A 20,756-nucleotide genomic window follows, 5' to 3' on the forward strand; every position below is an offset into this window, starting at 1 on the left:
AACTGCACCCAAAAAGTTGGACACCCAACGAAGTAAGGTGCAGTTTTTTATGAGCAAGTATTCTCTCAGCTTCAAGCTTGAGGTTGTGCAGCACTATCTTTCCGGGCTGGAAGGACAGGAGGCGACTGCAAAACGTTTTGGTATCGATCACAGTGCCGTTCGTAAATGGTCTGCCGCCTGGAAGCTCCATGGCGAAGCCGGGCTTACAACCCGGCATTTCACCTATTCTCCTGCTTTTAAAGAGTCCGTTATCCTGCATATGCGTGAACACCAGCTGTCTGTTCGCGAAGTCTGTGCAAAATTCACTATCCCTGCCTTTTCCACTGTTAGTCAGTGGGAACGACTGTATGATGAAGGGGGATTAGAAGCCCTTACAGACAGTCGACGCAGGAAAAAAACGATGCCAGAACGCCCTGAGAATCACCCCGTCCCTCCTTTGCAGACCCCCCTTGCTCCGGATGAACGTGAGGAACTTGAACAACTGCGTGCTGAAGTGGCATATCTAAAAAAGCTGCAGGCCTTACTCAGGGAAAGAAGCACGTCAGGACGCGGGATAAAGCGCAGGTCGTGAATGAGTTAAGGCTGAAGTTCCCTCTTGCACGCTTGTTAAAAGCTGCAGGACTGGCAAGAAGCACGTTCTACTGGCAACTGGCCAACGGTAAAAAACCAGACAAATATGCCGATGATAAGCAGCATATTTTAACGCTGTTCCATAAACATAAAGGACGGTATGGATACAGGCGAATCACGCTGGCTGGCCGCCGGGAAGGAAGCTTACTGAACCATAAAACGGTTCAGAGGTTAATGAAGGTGTTAGATTTAACCTGTTGTATCAGAAGGAAGAAATATAACTCTTACAAAGGCCGGCATGGGAAAGTTGCGGGTAATGTACTGAACCGGCAGTTCAGTGTGGATAAACCCAACCAGAAGTGGGTAACAGATGTCACGGAATTTAAAATAAGCGGAGAAAAGCTGTATCTGTCCCCGGTTCTGGATCTGTATAACGGAGAAATAGTAGCGTATCAGATGGAGTCCCGTCCTCTTCTGTCGATGGTGGATAACATGCTGTCGAAGGCTATATCTGTACTGGGCAAAAACGAATACCCGCTGCTCCACTCAGATCAGGGCTGGCAATATCAGATGGCGCATTATCAGAACCGGCTAAAGGAGGCGGGTCTAAAACAGAGCATGTCAAGAAAGGGAAACTGTCATGACAATGCAGTGATGGAGAGCTTCTTCGGCACACTGAAATCTGAGTGTTTTTACCTCACGGAACACAAGAATATCAGCGAGTTGCGCATGGCTATCGATGACTACATCCACTATTACAACCATGAAAGAATAAAACAGAAACTGAAAGGCCTGAGTCCGGTAGAGTACCGAACCCAGGCCCAGATAACCGCTTAAAATAAACTGTCCAACATTATGGGGTCAGTTCACATGGCCGGGGTTTTTAATGCGATTAACGCTTGTAGATGAACTCAACGCCTTCTTCGTCGTCTTCGTCCCAATCGTCATCCCAGTCATCTTCCGCTTCGTCTTCGACTTCAGCGAGCTGCTGGCGGTGATAATCATCCCACATGAACTCAACTTTCTCTGGCTGTTTCGCTTCTTCAGCCTGAACAATCGGGTTCTCAATGATAAAGGTCATCACATCCCAGCAGAGATCTTTCACGCCCAGCTGGCTGGCGGCAGAGATCAGGTAATATTTACCTTCCCAACCCAACGCTTCGGCGATCGCTTTCGCTTTCTCTTCCGCTTCAGCCTTGTCCATCAAATCAATTTTGTTGAACACTAACCAGCGCGGTTTAGATGCCAAATCCTGACTGTATTTTTCCAGTTCGCCAATAATGATACGGGCGTTTTCAACTGGATCAGAGCCATCAATCGGATCGATATCGATGAGGTGAAGCAGTACACGGCAACGTTCCAGGTGTTTCAGGAAGCGGATACCCAGGCCTGCGCCTTCAGCCGCGCCTTCAATCAGTCCCGGAATGTCGGCAACCACGAAGCTCTTTTCGTTGTCCATACGAACCACGCCCAGGCTCGGCACCAGGGTGGTAAACGGATAATCAGCGACTTTCGGCTTCGCCGCGGACACCGCACGGATAAACGTCGATTTCCCGGCGTTTGGCATGCCCAGCATACCCACGTCCGCCAGCAGCATCAGCTCCAGCATCAGATCGCGCTTATCACCCGGCGTACCCATTGTTTTCTGACGCGGAGTACGGTTAACCGAGGATTTGAAACGGGTGTTGCCCAGACCGTGCCAGCCACCTTTAGCGACCATCAGACGCTGACCGTGTTTGGTCATGTCGCCCATGGTTTCGCCCGTGCCCTGATCGATAACACGCGTACCAACAGGTACTTTAATCGTAACGTCTTTGCCACGCTTACCGGTGCAATCACGGCTCGCGCCATTCTGACCACGTTCCGCACGGAATGATTTTTCAAAACGGTAATCGATCAGCGTGTTCAGGTTTTCGTCGGCTTCCAGCCAAACGTCACCACCGTCACCACCATCACCACCGTCCGGACCGCCTTTTGGGATGTACTTTTCGCGGCGGAAGCTGACGCAACCATTACCGCCATCACCTGCAACGACCAGAATCGATGCTTCATCAACAAACTTCATTTTACTCTCCGTAAATCATTCGCCTGATCGGGGTTGCGAAACCACCGTTTCATGCTTACGTAAACCGCCCCAAATTCGATGACCAATGGCGGAATACATCGCGCCCGCAACCACGATAAACGCACCGAGATAACCTAATAGGTTTAGCATCGGTCTGGCGAAGAAATCGGGCCAGGCCAGTGATAATAAATCTGAAAATAACAACGTAAACAGCGGTGTGAGCGTGATAATAGCGCTCACCTGAGCCGCCTGCCAACGCGCCATCGCTTCCGCGAGAGCGCCGTATCCTACCAGCGTATTCAGGCCGCAGAATACCAGGCATGCCAGCTGCCAGTCGCTGAGTTGCGTGATGACACCGGGTTTAGCCAGCGGCAACAACGCCATCGTACATAAAGTGTACAGTAAAAACAGGATCTGCGGTGATGCCAGGCGGCGCAATAACACCTTTTGTGCGACCCCATAGCTCACCCAGACCATCGCCGCACCGACACCAAAGATAACGCCCCAGGTGTAATCGGTGAGTCGGGTAAAAATTTCGATCAGACTGGTATTAAAAAACAGAACCAGGCCGCTCAGAAGCATAATGGCGCCAATAACCTGCGTGCCGCGCATCTTTTCTTTCAGGATAAAGACGCTGGCGATCATCATACCAACCGGTGACAGCTGGCCGATAACCTGCGAAGCCGTTGGGCTCAAATACTGCAAGGATGAACTAAACAGAATGAAGTTACCGAACAGCCCACCGGTTGCGATAGCCAGCAACACCAGCCAGCGCGCTTTGCGAAAAATACGCAGCGGAGGGAGCTTTTTTTTAACCGCAAGAATAGCGCCAAGGCCAACGCTTGCCATTAAAAAACGGTAGAATACCACGGTAGGAGGCTCCATCACCTCCAGCACTTGCTTCATTGCTATTGGCAAAGCGCCCCAACATACTGCCGTTGTGAGTGCTAACAGAATACCAATGCCTGCCTGCTGCTTCATGCCGTATTCCCTGCAAGGGCTCGTTTCCGGGTTGTCGGCGCGACGAGCGTATTTACCGGCCGTCGAATGTAAAAAGCCCCGCAACGTGTTGCGGGGCTTTTATCCGTTACCGGGACGCGAAAAACTTATTCAGCAACGATGCTGATGAATTTACGGTTTTTCGGGCCTTTCACTTCAAATTTCACTTTACCGTCTGCTTTAGCAAACAGAGTGTGGTCTTTGCCGCAACCAACGTTGGAGCCAGCGTGGAATTTAGTACCACGTTGACGAACGATGATGCTACCAGCCAGAACTGTTTCACCGCCGAAGCGTTTTACGCCCAGACGTTTAGCTTCTGAATCGCGACCGTTACGAGTCGAGCCGCCAGCCTTTTTATGTGCCATTTAATCTGCTCCCCTTAACTTAAGCGCTGATGCCAGTGATTTTCACATCAGTGAACCACTGACGATGGCCCTGCTGCTTACGGTAGTGTTTACGACGACGAAACTTAACAATTTTAACTTTCTCGCCACGACCGTGAGCAACGACTTCAGCTTTGATAACGCCGCCATCAACGAAAGGAACGCCGATTTTGACTTCTTCACCGTTTGCGATCATCAGAACTTCTGCGAATTCAACAGATTCGCCAGTTGCGATGTCCAGCTTTTCCAGGCGAACGGTCTGACCTTCGCTTACTCGGTGTTGTTTACCACCACTTTGGAAAACCGCGTACATAAAAAACTCCGCTTCCGCGCACACCTTTTTGATGATTCAGAGTGCGCTATAAATATTCACAATAGGGCGCGAATATTACGCAAAACGCGAGCCTTTGACAAGTGCTACCGTCAATACATGAAGAAAAAAAACACAACACGTACGGTAACGTTTATCTACGGCGTTTTTTCAGTACAATCAGCATATATTTATAACCCTAAACCCGACGTTACCTTCCCACACAGTAAGGTAATCGGGGCGAGAAGCCCGGCTTTTGCGATGAATTTAGAAAAAATCAATGAGTTAACCGCGCAAGATATGGCGGGGGTCAATGCGACAATCCTTGAACAGCTCAATTCCGACGTTCAGTTGATCAATCAACTGGGGTACTACATCGTTAGCGGCGGCGGAAAACGCATTCGCCCAATGATCGCCGTCCTCGCAGCGCGGGCCGTTGGTTACCAGGAAAATGCGCACGTTACGATCGCGGCCCTCATCGAGTTTATCCACACCGCGACCCTGCTGCACGACGATGTTGTGGATGAGTCAGACATGCGCCGTGGGAAAGCTACGGCAAATGCGGCGTTTGGTAATGCGGCCAGCGTGCTGGTTGGCGATTTTATCTATACCCGCGCATTTCAGATGATGACCAGCCTTGGCTCGTTGAAAGTGCTGGAAGTCATGTCGAAAGCAGTCAACGTCATCGCCGAAGGTGAAGTCTTGCAGTTGATGAACGTCAACGACCCGGACATCACCGAAGAAAACTATATGCGCGTCATCTACAGTAAGACCGCGCGTTTGTTTGAAGCGGCAGCCCAATGTTCAGGTATTCTGGCTGGCTGTAGCGAAGAACAAGAAAAAGGGTTGCAGGATTATGGCCGTTATCTCGGTACCGCTTTCCAGTTAATTGACGATTTGCTGGATTACAGCGCAGATGGCGAGCAACTGGGTAAAAACGTCGGCGATGACCTCAACGAGGGTAAACCAACGCTGCCGCTGCTGCATGCCATGCGCCATGGTACCCCAGAACAAGCGCAAATGATCCGCCAGGCCATTGAGCAAGGTAATGGTCGTCACCTTCTGGAGCCGGTTCTGGAAGCGATGAACGCATGTGGTTCTCTGGAATGGACCCGTCAGCGGGCAGAAGAAGAGGCTGATAAGGCTATCGCTGCGCTGCAGGTGCTGCCTGATACACCGTGGAGAGAAGCGCTGATTGGTCTGGCACATATCGCCGTACAGCGCGACCGTTAATTCCCTACTGCATCCTCTCTCATCCCGTGCCCTGCACGGGATTTTCTTATAAGTTCTAGTAAACATTTCCTCCGCTCCAAAAAAAACATACACAGCCTTGGCATATTCTGAATATGCACACACTTTACATGAACATTTTAGAACATTCGTTCTTTGAGCGTTATAGTGTCGGCACAACCGATCGTGGAACCGTAAGTCGTTAACCAAAGGAGAGATGAATTTATGGAAAGCAAACTGATTGACTGGCATCCGGCCGACATCATCGCCGGACTGCGCAAGAAAGGGACCTCAATGGCCGCTGAATCACGTAAAAATGGATTGAGTTCATCAACGCTGGCCAATGCGTTAACGAGACCATGGCCAAAAGGTGAGTTGATTATCGCCCGGGCACTGGGAACTGACCCCTGGGTGATTTGGCCGTCACGCTATCACGATGCCAAAACGCATGAGTTCATCGACAGAACGCGAATGATGAGGAGTCGCAGAGAGAAAAAGAATCCGGAATGAACATTGAGCTGTAACCCCCGGCCAACTGAACTGGGGGTTACAAGAGACGTTGACGATTACTCGCCTTTCACGCGCTCAATGTTTGCGCCCAGCGCACGCAGTTTATCTTCGATGCGCTCATAGCCGCGATCGATGTGATAAATACGGTCGACTACCGTCGTACCTTCAGCAATACAGCCTGCCAGCACCAGGCTTGCAGATGCGCGCAGATCGGTCGCCATAACCTGTGCGCCAGAGAGCGTTTCCACGCCGTGGCAAATCACGGTATTGCTTTCGATTTCTGCGTGAGCACCCATACGGCTCAGCTCAGGCACGTGCATAAAGCGGTTCTCAAACACGGTTTCCGTGATGAAGCCGGTCCCTTCAGCTACCAGGTTCAGCAACGTGAACTGGGCCTGCATGTCGGTAGGGAACGCCGGATGCGGTGCAGTACGCACATTGACCGCTTTCGGACGTTTACCGTGCATATCGAGGCTTATCCAGTCATCACCCACTTCAATATCCGCACCTGCATCACGCAGCTTCGCCAGAACGGCATCCAGCGTGTCCGGCTGTGCATTACGGCAGATAATTTTGCCGCGAGAAATTGCCGCCGCCACCAGGAAGGTACCGGTTTCGATACGATCTGGCAGAACGCGATAAACACCACCGCCGAGACGCTCAACGCCTTCGATGGTAATACGGTCGGTGCCCTGACCCGTGATCTTCGCGCCCAGCGCAATCAGGAAGTTCGCGGTATCCACAATCTCCGGCTCGCGCGCGGCGTTTTCGATGACGGTGGTGCCTTCGGCAAGCGTTGCTGCGCACATAATGGTGACCGTCGCACCGACGCTCACTTTGTCCATGACGATATGCGCGCCTTTCAGACGGCCATCAACGGACGCCTTCACATAGCCTTCTTCCAGCTTAATAGTCGCGCCTAACTGCTCCAGGCCGGTAATGTGCAGGTCAACCGGACGTGCACCGATGGTGCAGCCGCCCGGCAGTGATACCTGGCCCTGACCAAAGCGGGCAACCAGCGGCCCGAGCGCCCAGATGGATGCACGCATGGTTTTCACCAGATCGTACGGCGCACAGAAGACGTTCACATCACGCGCATCAATGTGCACGGAACCATTACGCTCAACTTTCGCACCCAGCTGGCTCAGCAGCTTCATCGAGGTGTCAACGTCCTTCAGTTTCGGGACGTTTTGGATCTCTACAGGTTCTTCAGCCAGCAGCGCCGCAAACAGGATCGGCAGTGCGGCATTTTTAGCGCCTGAAATTGTGACTTCGCCCTGGAGCTTGGTTGGCCCCTGAACACGAAATTTATCCATTATTCTGTTCTCTGTTAAGAATTTATCTTCGCTACCGGCACATCACCCGTAGCTCAAAAACCGTTAAGTTTGCGATCGCGCGCCCATTCCGCTGGGGTAAACGCCTTAATCGACACGGCATGAATGCGGTTGTCCGCAATGTACTCCATCAACGGGCCATAGACCGATTGCTGCTTCTTGACCCGGCTCATGCCTTCAAACATCTCACCCACGGCAATAACCTGAAAGTGACTGCCGTCGCCAGAAACGTGGACTTCCTGGAGGGAGAGTGCATTCATCAGCACGCTCTGAATTTCATTATTTTCCATGGGCTCTTCATTCGTCAGATAGTGAAAACAGCCCAACATCTTAGAGCAAAGTGGCGCTGTCATAAATAAGCAAAAAGCCTCGCTGATAAATCAGACAAGGCTTTAGTGGCAGATCCCCCTCAGGGGTTTTGCCGGATAGCGGCACAAGACCTTATCCGGCCTGGAAAAATTAACGCGGAAGGACGTCGTCAGGCAGATTGTAAAGCTGCGCCAGCGTGTACACTTTATCGTTAACGCCAGTGAGCGAAACGCTATTTCCCTGCTGCTTGCCTTGATTAATCAGATGCAACAGTAACGCCAAACCGCCGGTATCTACCCGGGATACCTGGTTCAGGTCGATGCAGGATACCCCTTTCATCGCCTCAATTCGCGCATCCCATAAGGGATTTAACACGTCCTGATCCAGCTCTCCCACCAGCACCAGCTTGTCGCCTTCGCGCGTCCAGGTGAGTGACTGCGCCATTATTTTTTCTCTTCCAGCGTGATTTTCTGCTGAGAAATAGATTTCAGCTGCGCCGTCAGGCCATCAATACCTTTGGTACGCAGCAGGTCGCTCCACTCATTTTGTTTGGTGGTGATCATACTTACGCCTTCGGCGATCATGTCATACGCCTGCCAGTTACCGGTCTGGGAGTTTTTACGCCACTGGAAATCCAGACGTACCGGAGGACGACCGTTTGGATCGATGATGGTTACGCGGATAGGTACGATAGTCGCATCACCCAGCGGTTGTTCAGGGGCAATCTGATAGGTCTGGCCGTGGTACATCGCCAGTGCCTGGCCGTAAGCCTGCTTCAGATATTCACGGAATGCGGCAAAATAGGCTTCACGTTGGGCAGGAGTCGCATCTTTGTAGTAACGGCCCAGCACCAGCGCACCGGCATACTTAACCTGCACATAAGGCAGCAGTTCCTGATCGACGACCTGACGCAGGTAATCGGGGTTGGAACGGATTTTTGGTTGCTCGTTTTTCAGACGGTCAAAGGTCTTCTGCGCCGCCTCATCCATCAGTTTGTACGGGTTAGTCTGGTCTGCTGCGGTTGCCGCGCTAAGTGGAGCAATCACCAGCATAGCCACCATCATCAATCGTTTAAACATACGTCGATTCTCCTGAGATTATTTCGTTGCGCCCGCAGGCGTAGTGGCTTCATTATTGCCGTCAGTTGCGGCTGGCGCATCGCCAGAATTCTTATTGTCATCACCTTTACTGTTGCTGTTGTAAAGGAACTGACCAATCATATCTTCCAGCACCATCGCGGATTTCGTGTCCTGAATCGTACCGCCATCTTTGAGGATAGACGTTCCCAGCTCAGGATCTTCAAAACCCACGTTCAATGCCAGATACTGTTCGCCCAGCAGACCGGAAGTACGGATGCTCAGAGAACTGGTGTCAGGAATATGGTTAAAACGCGATTCGATTTCCAGCGTCACGCGCGGCAGGTACGTTTTCGGATCTAACGAGATGTCCGATACGCGTCCAACTACCACCCCGCCAATCCGCACCGGAGAACGCTCTCTCAGGCCGCCGATATTATCAAAGGTCGCATAAATCGTGTAAGTCGGCTCAGTACGCATTGAGGTGACGTTCGCTGCCTTCAGGCACACAAACAGCGCTGCCAACAGCGCAACCAGCAAGAATAACCCGACCCAAATTTCATTTTTTTTCGTTTGCATGAACTCAATTCCCAAACATCAGTGCGGTCAGCACAAAATCCAGCCCCAGAACGGCAAGAGAGGCGTGCACAACGGTGCGTGTCGTTGCCCGGCTAATCCCGGCAGAGGTCGGGATCGCATCATAACCATTGAACAATGCAATCCATGTGACCGTAATGGCGAACACCACGCTCTTAATCAGACAGTTGACCAGGTCCAGACGCCAGTCGACGGCATTTTGCATAGCCGACCAGAAAAAGCCCGCATCAATACCCTTCCAGCTTACGCCAACCAGTGAACCACCCCAGATCCCGACTGCGACAAAAATAATCGTCAGCAGCGGCAATGAAATAACACCGGCCCAAAAACGTGGGGAAATCACCCGGCGCAGTGGATCGACGGCCATCATTTCCAGACTGGAAAGCTGTTCGGTCGCCCGCATCAGGCCAATTTCTGCGGTTAAGGCCGACCCGGCCCGCCCGGCAAACAGCAGCGCCGCAACAACCGGTCCCAGCTCACGTAACAATGACAGTGCCACCAGCATACCGAGGCTGGTTTCCGCGCTGTAAGTCGTCAGCACCAGGTATCCCTGCAACCCCAGCACCATACCGATGAACACGCCAGAAACAATAATGATCAGCATCGATAAGACACCGACATTATAGAGCTGGCGTATCAGCAGCGGCGCATGTTTGCGAAACTCCGGCTTGCCGACAACCGCATTGAACAACATTAATCCGGCTCGCCCGAACGTCCTGAGGGTTTTTATTCCCCGATGTCCGAGTGATGCCAGCGCATTTAACAACATGGGTGGCTTAACTCCCTGTTTTGAGTAAATCGATGTGGTAGTCGCCCGCCGGGTAACGGAACGGAACCGGTCCATCGGCAATGCCGTCAAGGAACTGGCGTACGCGCGGATCGGCATTTTCTTGTAGCGCCTGAGCACTACCGTAGGCCACTATTTTTTTATCCGCCATTATATAGGCGTAATCCGCAATACTCAGTACCTCAGGCACATCATGGGATACCACCACACAGGTGACGCCCAGCGCGCTGTTCAGTTCTGAAATTAGCTTCACCAGAACGCCCATGGTGATGGGATCCTGGCCGACGAACGGCTCATCAAACATGATGAGGTCTGGCTCCAGCGCGATAGCACGTGCTAACGCGGCGCGACGCGCCATCCCACCGGATAATTCAGAAGGCATTAATTTGGCCGCACCCCGCAGGCCGACGGCCTCGAGCTTCATCATCACCGTGCTCTTCAGCAACGGCGCTGGCAACGTCGTATGCTCGCGCAGAGGGTACGCGACGTTGTCAAAAACATTCATGTCGGTAAATAGCGCACCAGACTGAAACAGCATACTCATGCGCTTACGCACGGTAAATAAACGCGAACGGGACATGGCCGGGACGTTCTCACCGTCAAACAGGATCTCGCCCTTATCCGGGGGGATCTGTCCGCCAATCAGACGCAACAGCGTCGTTTTGCCGATGCCTGATGGCCCCATGATCGCCGTCACCTTACCGCGCGGTACCGTCAGGGAAATATTATCAAAGATGCAGCGGTCACCCCGGGAAAAGCTGACATCGCGCATATCGACTAGATTCGCCACAGACTGCCCCATTGATTCATCCTTTACTATTGCCTCGTTGATCGAAGAGTTTGGCGCTCAATTTAGCCCTGAACCCAACATATTTACAGATTATTGCCTGTCCTGGTTAGCGAAAGCTGGCATTTGTTTTACTTTTTAGCCGCATAAAGTCAAAATTAAGACTTCGTTACGGCTTCCAGAAGATCCTTCAAGTGGACCGGCGAGTATACCTGAAGAAAGGACTTTAGATGCTTTTAGCGACGGCGCTGTTAATAATTGGTTTACTTCTGGTGGTCTACGGTGCCGACCGTCTGGTATTTGCCGCATCCATTTTATGTCGAAATTTCGGTATTCCTCCCATTATCATCGGAATGACCGTGGTCAGCATGGGTACGTCGTTACCCGAGATAATTGTCTCCGTTGCCGCATCGATGAATGGGCAACTCGATCTGGCTGTCGGGACCGCCATAGGTTCTAACATCACCAACATTCTGCTTATTTTAGGCCTGTCGGCGCTGATTCATCCTTTTACCGTGCATTCTGATGTTCTGCGTCGTGAATTACCGCTAATGTTGCTGGTAAGTATTTTAGCTGCATCCGTCCTGTATGACGGACAGTTAAGCCGCAGCGACGGTTTCTTTCTTCTGCTTCTGGCCGTGCTATGGCTGCTATTCATTGTTAAAATCGCCCGTCTGGCCGAGCGACAAGGCAATGACAGCCTGACACGTGAGCAGATAGCTGAGCTACCGCGTGAAGGCGGGTTACCTGTCGCGTTTTTGTGGCTGGGCATTGCGCTGATTATTATGCCAATGGCAACACGTATGGTGGTGGATAACGCTACCGTGCTGGCGAACTATTTCGCCATGAGCGAACTTACTATCGGGCTAACAGTGGTCGCCATTGGTACCAGCCTGCCGGAGCTGGCAACAGCGATTGCGGGTCTGCGTAAAGGTGAAAACGATATTGCCGTCGGTAACATTATCGGCGCAAACATTTTTAATATCGTTATCGTCCTCGGGCTACCGGCGCTGATTACGCCGGATGAAGTCAATCCAATGGCCTTCACCCGTGACTATAGCGTCATGCTGCTGGTGAGCGTGATTTTTGCACTACTCTGCTGGCGACGTCCGCGCCAGATTGGTCGCGGCGCAGGTGCGCTGCTGACCGGCGGTTTTATCATATGGCTGGCGATGCTGTATTGGTTATCGCCACTTCTCGTTGGATAACTGGAAACGCATTATGTCGCACTTAGAGTTGCAACCGGGTTTTGACTTTCAGAAAGCAGGCAAGGAAGTCCTGGCAATTGAACGTGAAGGCCTGGCGGAGCTTGATCAGTACATCAACCAAAATTTTACCCTCGCATGCGAGAAAATATTCAGCTGCCCGGGCAAAGTGGTGGTGATGGGAATGGGGAAATCTGGCCATATCGGGCGGAAAATGGCAGCCACATTTGCCAGCACCGGCACCCCCTCATTTTTTGTACATCCAGGCGAAGCCGCACATGGCGATCTGGGTATGGTCTCGCCGCAGGATGTGGTCATCGCCATCTCTAACTCCGGTGAATCCAATGAGATAGCGGCGCTGATCCCGGTATTAAAACGTCTTCATGTACCGCTTATCTGCATGACCGGTCGTCCTGAAAGCAGTATGGCGCGTGCGGCAGATGTGCATCTGTGTGTTAAAGTGCCCAAGGAAGCTTGTCCGTTAGGCCTGGCGCCGACCAGCAGTACGACAGCAACATTGGTGATGGGCGATGCCCTGGCGGTGGCGTTATTAAAAGCGCGCGGCTTTACCGCGGAAGATTTTGCGTTGTCTCATCCCGGTGGCGCACTGGGCCGTAAGCTTTTACTGCGCGTTAACGATATTATGCATACGGGCGACGAGATCCCGCATGTGACCAAAAACGCCAGCCTGCGTGACGCCTTACTTGAGATCACGCGTAAAAATCTCGGCATGACCGTCATTTGCGATGATGCCATGAAGATTGACGGTATTTTCACCGATGGCGATTTACGTCGAGTCTTCGATATGGGCGTTGATGTACGCCAGTTAGGCATTGCCGATGTGATGACCCCTGGAGGCATTCGCGTGCGTCCGGGCATTCTTGCCGTCGATGCCCTGAACTTAATGCAGTCCCGCCATATCACCTCGGTAATGGTTGCTGATGGCGACCAGTTACTCGGTGTGTTACATATGCATGATCTGCTGCGTGCAGGTGTAGTGTAAGAAACTCAAGGATAACGAAAATGAGTAAAGCAGGTGCGTCGCTTGCGACCTGTTATGGACCCGTCAGCGCAGACGTTATCACCCGGGCAGAAAACATCCGTTTGCTGATCCTGGATGTGGATGGCGTACTGTCTGATGGTCTGATTTATATGGGCAACAACGGTGAAGAGCTGAAGGCTTTTAACGTCCGTGATGGTTACGGAATTCGCTGTGCGCTCACTTCCGGTATTGAGGTTGCCATTATTACCGGACGAAAGGCTAAACTTGTAGAAGATCGCTGTACCACTTTGGGGATCACCCACCTGTATCAGGGGCAGTCAGACAAACTGGTTGCCTTTGGCGATCTCCTTAGCAAACTGGCGATCGCGCCGGAGAATGTCGCCTATGTTGGCGATGACCTGATCGACTGGCCGGTGATGGCTAAAGTGGGATTAAGCGTCGCGGTGGCAGATGCCCACCCTTTGCTGATCCCGCGAGCTGATTATGTCACCCGCATTGATGGGGGACGTGGCGCTGTGCGTGAAGTCTGCGATTTATTACTCCTGGCGCAGGGCAAACTGGACGAGGCCAAAGGGCAATCGATATGAGCAAAACCAGACGTTGGGTTATCATTCTACTGTCGCTGGCTGTCCTTGTGATGATTGGTATTAATCTGGCAGACAAAGATGACACCGCTCAGGTCGTCGTCAATAACAACGAGCCAACCTATAAGAGCGAACATACTGATACCGTCGTGTATAGTCCGGAAGGCGCGCTGAGCTATCACTTGATCGCACAACACGTTGAATATTATTCGGAACAAGCGGTTTCGTGGTTTACTCAACCGGTATTAACCACGTTTGATAAGGATAAAGTACCGACCTGGACGATCAAGGCCGATAAAGCCAAATTGACCAACGATCGGATGCTGTATCTGTACGGCCATGTTGAGGTTAACGCCCTGGTGCCTGACTCTCAACTACGCAGAATTACGACCGATAACGCGCAGATTAACCTGGTGACACAAGACGTCACTTCCGATGATCTGGTGACGTTGTATGGCACAACATTTAACTCCAGCGGACTGAAGATGCGCGGCAACTTACGCAGCAAGAACGCCGAGCTGATTGAAAAGGTTAGAACCTCATATGAAATCCAAAACAAACAAACTCAGCCTTAATCTTGTACTTGCCAGCTCACTTCTGGCCGCCAGCATTCCGGCATTTGCCGTCACCGGCGATACCGAGCAGCCGATTCACATTGAATCGGACCAGCAGTCCCTGGATATGCAGGGCAACGTGGTGACGTTTACTGGCAACGTGATTGTGACTCAGGGCACCATCAAAATTAACGCCGATAAAGTCGTCGTGACCCGTCCTGGCGGTGAAGACGGCAAAGAAGTGATTGATGGCTATGGCAATCCAGCAACGTTTTACCAGATGCAGGACAACGGTAAACCGGTTAAAGGCCACGCCTCTCAGATGCACTATGAACTGGCGAAAGACTTTGTCGTTCTCACCGGCAAGGCGTATCTGGAACAGCTCGATAGCAACATCACGGGCGATAAGATCACTTATCTGGTAAAAGAGCAGAAAATGCAGGCCTTCAGCGATAAAGGCAAACGCGTCACCACCGTTCTGGTTCCGTCGCAGTTGCAGGACAAAAACAAGGCTCCGGCAGAGAAAAAAGGTAACTGATTCGTTATGGCAACATTAACTGCAAAGAACCTTGCAAAAGCCTATAAAGGCCGTCGTGTGGTTGAAGATGTCAGTCTGACCGTCAACTCCGGGGAGATCGTCGGTCTGCTCGGTCCTAACGGTGCAGGCAAGACAACAACCTTTTACATGGTAGTCGGCATTGTCCCGCGCGATGCGGGTAACATTATCATTGATGACGAAGACATCAGTCTGCTGCCTCTGCATGCGCGCGCGCGTCGCGGCATCGGCTACTTACCGCAGGAAGCATCGATTTTCCGTCGCCTGAGCGTGTTTGATAACCTGATGGCGGTGCTGCAAATTCGTGACGATCTGACCAGCGAGCAGCGGGAAGATCGCGCTAACGAGCTGATGGAAGAATTCCACATCGAGCACCTGCGCGACAGCTTAGGTCAGTCGCTCTCCGGTGGTGAACGACGCCGCGTGGAGATCGCTCGCGCACTGGCCGCCAATCCGAAATTTATCCTGCTGGATGAACCGTTTGCCGGTGTTGACCCAATTTCCGTTATTGATATCAAACGGATCATCGAACACCTGCGCGACAGCGGCCTTGGCGTGCTGATTACCGACCACAACGTCCGCGAAACGCTGGCAGTGTGTGAGCGCGCCTATATCGTAAGTCAGGGACACCTGATCGCGCACGGCACGCCAACAGAAATACTGCAGGATGAGCACGTTAAGCGCGTATACCTTGGGGAAGACTTCAGACTCTGATAGGGTAGAAGACTTCACGTCACTGCAGGAGAAAACAACTCTGAACATGAAGCAAGGTTTGCAACTCAGGCTTAGCCAACAACTGGCGATGACGCCTCAGCTACAACAGGCTATCCGTCTGTTGCAGTTGTCCACGCTGGAACTTCAGCAAGAACTTCAGCAAGCGCTGGAAAGTAACCCACTGCTCGAGCAAACCGATCTTCACGACGAAATTGATACCCAGGAAAAACAGGACAGCGAAACCCTCGACACCGCAGATGCACTCGAACAAAAAGAGATGCCTGAGGAGTTGCCGCTTGACGCCAGTTGGGATGAAATTTACACCGCCGGGACGCCTTCGGGCACCAGCGGAGATTACATCGACGACGAACTGCCTGTCTATCAGGGTGAGACCACGCAATCACTACAGGATTACCTGATGTGGCAAGTGGAACTGACCCCGTTCTCGGATACCGATCGCGCCATTGCGACATCCATTGTGGATGCGGTAGACGAAACCGGTTATCTCACCGTGACCCTGGACGATATTCTCGAAAGCATGGGCGATGACGACGTCGGTATGGACGAAATCGAAGCCGTGCTTAAACGCGTTCAGCGCTTTGATCCCGTTGGCGTGGCCGCCAAAGATCTCCGTGACTGCTTACTGATCCAACTTTCGCAGTTTGATAAAGCCACACCGTGGCTGGATGAAGCGCGCCTGATCATCAGCGATCATCTCGATCTGTTAGCCAACCATGACTTCCGCACGCTGATGCGCGTGACCCGACTGAAAGAAGACGTGCTGAAAGAAGCCGTCAACCTCATCCAGTCGCTTGATCCCCGCCCAGGGCAGTCGATCCAGACTGGCGAGCCGGAGTACGTCATTCCGGATGTGCTGGTGCGTAAGCATAACGATCGCTGGGTGGTCGAACTCAACGGCGACAGCATTCCGCGCTTACAGATTAACCAGCACTACGCCGCGATGTGCAATAGCGCGCGCAACGATGCCGACAGCCAGTTTATTCGTAGCAATCTGCAAGATGCGAAGTGGCTGATTAAAAGCCTGGAAAGCCGCAATGATACGTTGCTGCGCGTCAGCCGCTGCATCGTTGAGCAGCAGCAAGCTTTCTTTGAACAAGGCGAAGAGTATATGAAACCGATGGTACTGGCGGATATCGCCCAGGCCGTCGAGATGCACGAATCGACCATTTCCCGTGTGACCACGCAAAAGTATCTGCACAGTCCGCGCGGCATTTTTGAATTGAAGTATTTCTTTTCCAGTCACGTTAACACTGAAGGCGGAGGTGAAGCCTCATCCACAGCTATCCGTGCGCTGGTGAAGAAATTAATTGCTGCGGAAAACCCCGCGAAACCGCTGAGTGACAGCAAGTTAACCTCTATGCTGTCAGCACAGGGTATCATGGTGGCACGCCGCACCGTTGCGAAGTACCGAGAGTCTTTATCCATTCCGCCGTCTAACCAGCGCAAACAGCTGGTGTGACCCAACCGATAAGGAAGACACTATGCAGCTCAACATCACTGGAAACAACGTCGAAATCACCGAAGCCCTGCGCGATTTTGTGAATACAAAATTTGCCAAGCTCGAACAATATTTCGACCGGATTAATCAGGTCTATATTGTGTTGAAAGTGGAGAAGGTTACACATATCTCGGATGCAACACTGCATGTGAACGGTGGCGAAATTCATGCCAGCGCGGAAGGTCAGGATATGTACGCCGCCATTGACGGTTTAATTGATAAACTGGCTCGGCAGTTAACAAAACATAAAGATAAACTGAAACAGCACTAACTTGTCCGGGCAGTTAGCGGGTGCAGGACGGCCTGTTGTGTAGCACAACGGGCCATTTGTACAGTTAGCGCTTAGGTGAAATTATGACAAATAACGATACGACTCTACAACTGAGCACTGTTCTTAACCAGGAATGTACACGCGCAGGCGTTCACTGCCAAAGCAAGAAACGCGCACTGGAAATCATCAGCGAACTTGCGGCAAAACAGCTTAGCTTGCCTTCTCAGGTGGTATTTGAAGCCATTCTGACGCGTGAAAAAATGGGCAGTACCGGCATCGGTAATGGTATTGCTATCCCGCACGGAAAGCTGGAAGAAGACACGATGCGCGCGGTTGGTGTGTTTGTTCAACTCGAAACACCCATCGCCTTCGACGCCATTGATAATCAACCTGTCGATCTGCTTTTCGCCCTGCTGGTCCCGGCAGACCAAACCAAGACGCATTTGCATACGTTGTCACTGGTCGCAAAACGTCTGGCAGATAAAACCATCTGTCGTCGTCTGCGCGCCGCGCAGAGTGACCAGGAGTTGTATCAAATCATCACGGACACCGAAGGTGGACAGGATGAAGCATAACAACCCAATGGCATCCTTTTTTGTCGTTGTGAGGAGAAACAGTACATGGTACTGATGATCGTCAGCGGCCGTTCAGGGTCAGGTAAATCTGTCGCCCTGCGTGCGCTGGAAGATATGGGTTTTTACTGCGTGGATAACCTTCCCGTAGTGCTGTTGCCCGATCTGGCTCGTACACTGGCCGATCGCCAGATTTCTGCGGCCGTCAGCATTGATGTGCGCAACATGCCTGAGTCCCCGGAAATTTTCGAGCAGGCAATGAATAATCTGCCCGAGGGTTTCTCACCACAGCTGCTGTTCCTTGATGCAGACCGTAACACGCTGATTCGTCGCTACAGCGACACGCGCCGTTTACACCCGCTCTCCAGCAAGAACTTGTCTCTGGAAAGCGCTATCGATAAGGAAAGCGATTTGCTGGAGCCTCTGCGCTCTCGCGCTGACTTGATCGTTGATACCTCCGAAATGTCCGTACACGAACTGGCGGAAATGTTACGTACCCGACTGCTGGGTAAACGTGAACGTGAATTGACGATGGTATTCGAATCCTTTGGTTTCAAACACGGTATCCCGATTGATGCGGATTACGTCTTTGACGTGCGCTTCCTGCCTAACCCACACTGGGATCCGAAGCTGCGCCCAATGACCGGTCTTGACCGCCCCGTCGCCGCATTCCTCGACAGGCACACAGAAGTACACAATTTTATCTACCAGACTCGCAGCTATCTTGAGCTATGGTTACCCATGCTGGAGACCAACAACCGTAGCTACCTTACCGTAGCCATCGGCTGTACCGGCGGGAAACACCGTTCGGTGTATATTGCAGAGCAGCTGGCAGACTACTTCCGCTCACGCGGTAAAAACGTGCAGTCACGCCATCGTACGCTGGAAAAACGTAAATCATGACCGTGAAGCAAACCGTTGAAATCACCAATAAGCTGGGCATGCATGCCCGCCCAGCGATGAAACTGTTTGAATTGATGCAGGGTTTCGAAGCAGAAGTTTTGCTGCGTAATGATGAAGGAACGGAGGCCGAGGCCAACAGCGTTATCGCCCTGCTGATGCTGGATTCAGCCAAAGGGCGTCAGATAGAAGTCGAAGCCACGGGACCACAGGAAGTAGAAGCCCTGGCCGCAGTGATTGCCCTGTTTAATTCAGGGTTTGATGAAGATTAATCGAGTACACAGAACGTAGCCAGTAGGCCGGATAAGGCGTTTACGCCGCATCCGGCAATAACTACGCTAATACAGCTTATTTTCCCGCATAAACGACTCACCACCTAACTGACGCATTTGGCGCATAATCCAAGCCTGGCGGTTACGCACATAACCAGAAGGCGCATTCGCCTTAAAACGCAAAGGATTGGGCAATACTGCCGCCAGCAAGGCCGCTTCAGACAGGCTCAACCGACTGGCCGGTTTATGAAAATACCGTTGCGCCGCCGCCTCCACGCCAAATATCCCATCGCCAAACTCGGCGATATTCAAATAGACGGTCAGAATACGTTTCTTACTCCAGACGGTTTCCATACCCAGCGTTAGCCCGGCTTCGAGACCTTTACGCACCCAGCTGCGTCCATCCCATAAAAACAGGTTTTTCGCCGTCTGTTGCGATAACGTCGACGCCCCGCGAATGCGGTTTTCATTGCGTTCATTGTGCGCCAGCGCTTTCTCTATGGCGGTGACGTCAAACCCCCAGTGGTCGGGAAACTTCTGATCCTCCGCAGCAATCACCGCCAGTCCCATCCACGGTGAGATCTCATCCATACTCACCCAGTCCGAGTGCGCCACATAGCCGAAATCACCGGACAGCCATGCGCCCAGCTGTCGCTCGACCATCACCGCCGAGAAAGGCACAGGCATCACGCTGAAAAGTGCGATACCCCCGCCCCAGAATACGGCGAGGACAACCACCACCCGCAGAAAAATACGTCGCAGAAAGGCGGTTACTCCTTTTCTCATTCAGTCAGCACCAACACACGCGATACCAGTTTATCGATGCCACTCGCAGCCTGAGCGATGTCCTGCGCCAGCATATAGGCAGGCGTGGTGACGATTTTGTTGTCTTCATCGACGACAATGTCATCAACCGGACAAGGCACATGCTCAGCGCCCATCTCTTCCAGCACCTCTGCCGTGTCGATATCAGTGCCGATGGTCAGACGCAGCGGGAAGTCAAAAATTTTAGGTAACATGGCAGGCGCAATGCACATAAATCCCAACGGCTTACCCACCTGATGCATGGCCACCGCCAGCGCGGCTAAATCGCTGTCAACCCGGCATTCGCTGCCCTGACTGGCAAAATTGCTGAGATTTTTGGCCGCACCAAACCCACCCGGCACGATCAACGCATCCAGTTCCGATGAGACTGCCTGCGCAAGTGGGCGAATATCGCCACGTGTGATGCGCGCGGCTTCAATCAGCACATTGCGAGTTTCCAGCATCGCCTCGCCGGTCAGATGATTAATCACATCCGCTTGTTGTTTATCTGGTGCGAAACAGACAGCCTGAGCGCCGTTGCGGGCAATGGCCAGAAGCGTGAGAACAGTTTCATGGATCTCTGCACCGTCATACACGCCGCATCCGCTGAGCACTACACCCACTTTTTTCATCGTGATACTCCTTTCTCAACTGGCTGAAACATATTAGTTATTATGATTTAAATGCTACGCTTCACACATTTAACTGATTCATGTAACAAATTATTTAAGATTTGCTATCTTAACTGCGTGCGGCCTGAAAATTAGGGCTGCGCCCTTGTAAACAATGATAATAATTTACGGCGCAGCCACGATTTCCCTGGTGTTGGCGCAGTATTCGCGCAC

General features: G+C 52.1%; 27 protein-coding genes. 14 read left to right on the forward strand and 13 right to left on the reverse strand.

Annotated elements, in window-relative coordinates:
* Window positions 1-49 precede the first annotated feature (49 nt).
* Window positions 50-1,407, forward strand: a protein-coding gene (locus OGX92_RS04495) for an IS3 family transposase (RefSeq protein WP_174785198.1) whose coding sequence is annotated in 2 segments (ribosomal slippage) — window positions 50-512 and window positions 512-1,407 — 1,359 coding nt in all. Because the reading frame shifts where the segments join, the coding sequence is not laid out codon by codon here.
* A 55-nt stretch (window positions 1,408-1,462) separates the two neighbouring features.
* Here the strand turns inward: OGX92_RS04495 and cgtA are convergent.
* From cgtA to rplU, 4 genes are all read right to left on the reverse strand, one after another.
* On the reverse strand, window positions 1,463-2,635 hold the full coding sequence (gene cgtA, locus OGX92_RS04500) for an Obg family GTPase CgtA (RefSeq protein WP_003828732.1): 1,173 nt from the start codon (window positions 2,633-2,635) through the stop codon (window positions 1,463-1,465).
* 15 nt (window positions 2,636-2,650) lie between these two features.
* Window positions 2,651-3,616 (reverse strand): DMT family transporter, encoded by a 966-nt coding sequence (locus tag OGX92_RS04505; protein ID WP_174328906.1) that lies wholly within the window; start codon window positions 3,614-3,616, stop codon window positions 2,651-2,653.
* Window positions 3,617-3,741: 125 nt separating this feature from the next.
* On the reverse strand, window positions 3,742-3,999 hold the full coding sequence (gene rpmA, locus OGX92_RS04510) for a 50S ribosomal protein L27 (protein ID WP_003025030.1): 258 nt from the start codon (window positions 3,997-3,999) through the stop codon (window positions 3,742-3,744).
* A 19-nt stretch (window positions 4,000-4,018) separates the two neighbouring features.
* Complete coding sequence (gene rplU / locus OGX92_RS04515; protein WP_003025032.1) at window positions 4,019-4,330, reverse strand: 50S ribosomal protein L21; 312 nt, start codon at window positions 4,328-4,330, stop codon at window positions 4,019-4,021.
* A gap of 258 nt (window positions 4,331-4,588) precedes the next feature.
* On the opposite strand from rplU, the gene ispB reads away from it, so the two are divergent.
* Window positions 4,589-5,560 carry an octaprenyl diphosphate synthase gene (gene ispB / locus OGX92_RS04520; RefSeq protein WP_003025033.1) on the forward strand — a complete coding sequence of 324 codons (972 nt, stop codon included), beginning with the start codon at window positions 4,589-4,591 and terminating at the stop codon, window positions 5,558-5,560.
* A 222-nt stretch (window positions 5,561-5,782) separates the two neighbouring features.
* Entirely contained in the window at window positions 5,783-6,067 is a 285-nt protein-coding gene (sfsB, locus tag OGX92_RS04525) for a DNA-binding transcriptional regulator SfsB (RefSeq protein ID WP_003025035.1), read from the forward strand.
* A 56-nt stretch (window positions 6,068-6,123) separates the two neighbouring features.
* Here sfsB and murA read toward each other — a convergent pair whose 3' ends face one another.
* From murA to mlaF, 7 genes are all read right to left on the reverse strand, one after another.
* Window positions 6,124-7,383 carry a UDP-N-acetylglucosamine 1-carboxyvinyltransferase gene (gene murA / locus OGX92_RS04530; protein ID WP_003828741.1) on the reverse strand — a complete coding sequence of 420 codons (1,260 nt, stop codon included), beginning with the start codon at window positions 7,381-7,383 and terminating at the stop codon, window positions 6,124-6,126.
* Between the two features lie 53 nt (window positions 7,384-7,436).
* The gene (ibaG, locus tag OGX92_RS04535) at window positions 7,437-7,691 is read right to left on the reverse strand and encodes a BolA family iron metabolism protein IbaG (protein WP_003025040.1); all 255 of its coding nucleotides are present in this window, start codon (window positions 7,689-7,691) and stop codon (window positions 7,437-7,439) included.
* Between the two features lie 169 nt (window positions 7,692-7,860).
* The gene (mlaB, locus tag OGX92_RS04540; protein WP_003828745.1) at window positions 7,861-8,154 is read right to left on the reverse strand and encodes a lipid asymmetry maintenance protein MlaB; all 294 of its coding nucleotides are present in this window, start codon (window positions 8,152-8,154) and stop codon (window positions 7,861-7,863) included.
* Entirely contained in the window at window positions 8,154-8,789 is a 636-nt protein-coding gene (mlaC, locus tag OGX92_RS04545) for a phospholipid-binding protein MlaC (protein WP_003025047.1), read from the reverse strand. Before mlaC ends, mlaB begins: the two co-directional genes overlap by 1 nt.
* A gap of 18 nt (window positions 8,790-8,807) precedes the next feature.
* Window positions 8,808-9,365, reverse strand: a complete 558-nt coding sequence (gene mlaD / locus OGX92_RS04550) for an outer membrane lipid asymmetry maintenance protein MlaD (RefSeq protein ID WP_003828747.1) — start codon at window positions 9,363-9,365, stop codon at window positions 8,808-8,810.
* A 4-nt stretch (window positions 9,366-9,369) separates the two neighbouring features.
* A complete protein-coding gene (gene mlaE, locus OGX92_RS04555; RefSeq protein ID WP_003025053.1) occupies window positions 9,370-10,152 on the reverse strand; it encodes a lipid asymmetry maintenance ABC transporter permease subunit MlaE in 783 nt (260 codons plus the stop codon).
* Between the two features lie 7 nt (window positions 10,153-10,159).
* On the reverse strand, window positions 10,160-10,972 hold the full coding sequence (mlaF, locus tag OGX92_RS04560; RefSeq protein WP_003828749.1) for a phospholipid ABC transporter ATP-binding protein MlaF: 813 nt from the start codon (window positions 10,970-10,972) through the stop codon (window positions 10,160-10,162).
* 215 nt (window positions 10,973-11,187) lie between these two features.
* Between mlaF and OGX92_RS04565 the strand changes: the two genes are divergently transcribed.
* The 11 genes from OGX92_RS04565 to npr all read left to right on the forward strand — a co-directional run bounded on the left by OGX92_RS04565 (window position 11,188) and on the right by npr (window position 19,107).
* A complete protein-coding gene (locus tag OGX92_RS04565; RefSeq protein ID WP_286586279.1) occupies window positions 11,188-12,165 on the forward strand; it encodes a calcium/sodium antiporter in 978 nt (325 codons plus the stop codon).
* 13 nt (window positions 12,166-12,178) lie between these two features.
* The gene (gene kdsD / locus OGX92_RS04570; RefSeq protein ID WP_003828753.1) at window positions 12,179-13,165 is read left to right on the forward strand and encodes an arabinose-5-phosphate isomerase KdsD; all 987 of its coding nucleotides are present in this window, start codon (window positions 12,179-12,181) and stop codon (window positions 13,163-13,165) included.
* 20 nt (window positions 13,166-13,185) lie between these two features.
* Window positions 13,186-13,752: a 3-deoxy-manno-octulosonate-8-phosphatase KdsC gene (gene kdsC, locus OGX92_RS04575; RefSeq protein WP_003828755.1), complete on the forward strand. Its 567-nt coding sequence runs from the start codon at window positions 13,186-13,188 to the stop codon at window positions 13,750-13,752.
* Window positions 13,749-14,324, forward strand: a complete 576-nt coding sequence (gene lptC, locus OGX92_RS04580) for an LPS export ABC transporter periplasmic protein LptC (RefSeq protein ID WP_003828757.1) — start codon at window positions 13,749-13,751, stop codon at window positions 14,322-14,324. The genes kdsC and lptC overlap by 4 nt, the downstream gene beginning before the upstream one ends.
* Window positions 14,293-14,841, forward strand: coding sequence for a lipopolysaccharide ABC transporter substrate-binding protein LptA (lptA, locus tag OGX92_RS04585; RefSeq protein ID WP_003828759.1), 549 nt, complete (start codon window positions 14,293-14,295; stop codon window positions 14,839-14,841). Before lptC ends, lptA begins: the two co-directional genes overlap by 32 nt.
* Before the next feature lie 6 nt (window positions 14,842-14,847).
* Window positions 14,848-15,573 (forward strand): LPS export ABC transporter ATP-binding protein, encoded by a 726-nt coding sequence (gene lptB / locus OGX92_RS04590; protein ID WP_003828761.1) that lies wholly within the window; start codon window positions 14,848-14,850, stop codon window positions 15,571-15,573.
* Window positions 15,574-15,619: 46 nt separating this feature from the next.
* Window positions 15,620-17,053 (forward strand): RNA polymerase factor sigma-54, encoded by a 1,434-nt coding sequence (gene rpoN, locus OGX92_RS04595; RefSeq protein ID WP_286586284.1) that lies wholly within the window; start codon window positions 15,620-15,622, stop codon window positions 17,051-17,053.
* Window positions 17,054-17,075: 22 nt separating this feature from the next.
* Window positions 17,076-17,363, forward strand: coding sequence for a ribosome hibernation promoting factor (hpf, locus tag OGX92_RS04600; protein ID WP_003025078.1), 288 nt, complete (start codon window positions 17,076-17,078; stop codon window positions 17,361-17,363).
* 83 nt (window positions 17,364-17,446) lie between these two features.
* On the forward strand, window positions 17,447-17,938 hold the full coding sequence (gene ptsN / locus OGX92_RS04605; RefSeq protein ID WP_003025083.1) for a PTS IIA-like nitrogen regulatory protein PtsN: 492 nt from the start codon (window positions 17,447-17,449) through the stop codon (window positions 17,936-17,938).
* A 45-nt stretch (window positions 17,939-17,983) separates the two neighbouring features.
* Window positions 17,984-18,838: an RNase adapter RapZ gene (gene rapZ / locus OGX92_RS04610; protein WP_003025085.1), complete on the forward strand. Its 855-nt coding sequence runs from the start codon at window positions 17,984-17,986 to the stop codon at window positions 18,836-18,838.
* Window positions 18,835-19,107 (forward strand): PTS phosphocarrier protein NPr, encoded by a 273-nt coding sequence (npr, locus tag OGX92_RS04615; protein ID WP_003828770.1) that lies wholly within the window; start codon window positions 18,835-18,837, stop codon window positions 19,105-19,107. Before rapZ ends, npr begins: the two co-directional genes overlap by 4 nt.
* 66 nt (window positions 19,108-19,173) lie before the next feature.
* Here the strand turns inward: npr and mtgA are convergent, their stop codons facing one another.
* Window positions 19,174-19,893: a monofunctional biosynthetic peptidoglycan transglycosylase gene (gene mtgA, locus OGX92_RS04620; RefSeq protein ID WP_003828772.1), complete on the reverse strand. Its 720-nt coding sequence runs from the start codon at window positions 19,891-19,893 to the stop codon at window positions 19,174-19,176.
* Complete coding sequence (gene elbB, locus OGX92_RS04625; RefSeq protein ID WP_286586280.1) at window positions 19,890-20,543, reverse strand: isoprenoid biosynthesis glyoxalase ElbB; 654 nt, start codon at window positions 20,541-20,543, stop codon at window positions 19,890-19,892. Before elbB ends, mtgA begins: the two co-directional genes overlap by 4 nt.
* Window positions 20,544-20,756: the final 213 nt, after the last annotated feature.

The sequence above is a fragment of the Citrobacter sp. Cpo089 genome, assembly GCF_030332695.1.
Lineage (GTDB): Bacteria > Pseudomonadota > Gammaproteobacteria > Enterobacterales > Enterobacteriaceae > Citrobacter > Citrobacter portucalensis.

Bases quoted from the DNA above. Each gene is read 5' to 3' on its own strand.
- hpf (WP_003025078.1), top strand. From the start codon at position 17,076: ATGCAGCTCAACATCACTGGAAACAACGTCGAAATCACCGAAGCCCTG.
- kdsD (WP_003828753.1), top strand. From the start codon at position 12,179: ATGTCGCACTTAGAGTTGCAACCGGGTTTTGACTTTCAGAAAGCAGGC.
- murA (WP_003828741.1), bottom strand. From the start codon at position 7,383: ATGGATAAATTTCGTGTTCAGGGGCCAACCAAGCTCCAGGGCGAAGTC.
- npr (WP_003828770.1), top strand. From the start codon at position 18,835: ATGACCGTGAAGCAAACCGTTGAAATCACCAATAAGCTGGGCATGCAT.
- ispB (WP_003025033.1), top strand. From the start codon at position 4,589: ATGAATTTAGAAAAAATCAATGAGTTAACCGCGCAAGATATGGCGGGG.
- lptC (WP_003828757.1), top strand. From the start codon at position 13,749: ATGAGCAAAACCAGACGTTGGGTTATCATTCTACTGTCGCTGGCTGTC.
- OGX92_RS04565 (WP_286586279.1), top strand. From the start codon at position 11,188: ATGCTTTTAGCGACGGCGCTGTTAATAATTGGTTTACTTCTGGTGGTC.
- cgtA (WP_003828732.1), bottom strand. From the start codon at position 2,635: ATGAAGTTTGTTGATGAAGCATCGATTCTGGTCGTTGCAGGTGATGGC.
- rpmA (WP_003025030.1), bottom strand. From the start codon at position 3,999: ATGGCACATAAAAAGGCTGGCGGCTCGACTCGTAACGGTCGCGATTCA.
- mlaD (WP_003828747.1), bottom strand. From the start codon at position 9,365: ATGCAAACGAAAAAAAATGAAATTTGGGTCGGGTTATTCTTGCTGGTT.
- rpoN (WP_286586284.1), top strand. From the start codon at position 15,620: ATGAAGCAAGGTTTGCAACTCAGGCTTAGCCAACAACTGGCGATGACG.
- ptsN (WP_003025083.1), top strand. From the start codon at position 17,447: ATGACAAATAACGATACGACTCTACAACTGAGCACTGTTCTTAACCAG.
- elbB (WP_286586280.1), bottom strand. From the start codon at position 20,543: ATGAAAAAAGTGGGTGTAGTGCTCAGCGGATGCGGCGTGTATGACGGT.
- kdsC (WP_003828755.1), top strand. From the start codon at position 13,186: ATGAGTAAAGCAGGTGCGTCGCTTGCGACCTGTTATGGACCCGTCAGC.
- mtgA (WP_003828772.1), bottom strand. From the start codon at position 19,893: ATGAGAAAAGGAGTAACCGCCTTTCTGCGACGTATTTTTCTGCGGGTG.
- OGX92_RS04505 (WP_174328906.1), bottom strand. From the start codon at position 3,616: ATGAAGCAGCAGGCAGGCATTGGTATTCTGTTAGCACTCACAACGGCA.
- sfsB (WP_003025035.1), top strand. From the start codon at position 5,783: ATGGAAAGCAAACTGATTGACTGGCATCCGGCCGACATCATCGCCGGA.
- mlaB (WP_003828745.1), bottom strand. From the start codon at position 8,154: ATGGCGCAGTCACTCACCTGGACGCGCGAAGGCGACAAGCTGGTGCTG.
- mlaE (WP_003025053.1), bottom strand. From the start codon at position 10,152: ATGTTGTTAAATGCGCTGGCATCACTCGGACATCGGGGAATAAAAACC.
- ibaG (WP_003025040.1), bottom strand. From the start codon at position 7,691: ATGGAAAATAATGAAATTCAGAGCGTGCTGATGAATGCACTCTCCCTC.
- lptA (WP_003828759.1), top strand. From the start codon at position 14,293: ATGAAATCCAAAACAAACAAACTCAGCCTTAATCTTGTACTTGCCAGC.
- mlaC (WP_003025047.1), bottom strand. From the start codon at position 8,789: ATGTTTAAACGATTGATGATGGTGGCTATGCTGGTGATTGCTCCACTT.
- mlaF (WP_003828749.1), bottom strand. From the start codon at position 10,972: ATGGGGCAGTCTGTGGCGAATCTAGTCGATATGCGCGATGTCAGCTTT.
- rplU (WP_003025032.1), bottom strand. From the start codon at position 4,330: ATGTACGCGGTTTTCCAAAGTGGTGGTAAACAACACCGAGTAAGCGAA.
- rapZ (WP_003025085.1), top strand. From the start codon at position 17,984: ATGGTACTGATGATCGTCAGCGGCCGTTCAGGGTCAGGTAAATCTGTC.
- lptB (WP_003828761.1), top strand. From the start codon at position 14,848: ATGGCAACATTAACTGCAAAGAACCTTGCAAAAGCCTATAAAGGCCGT.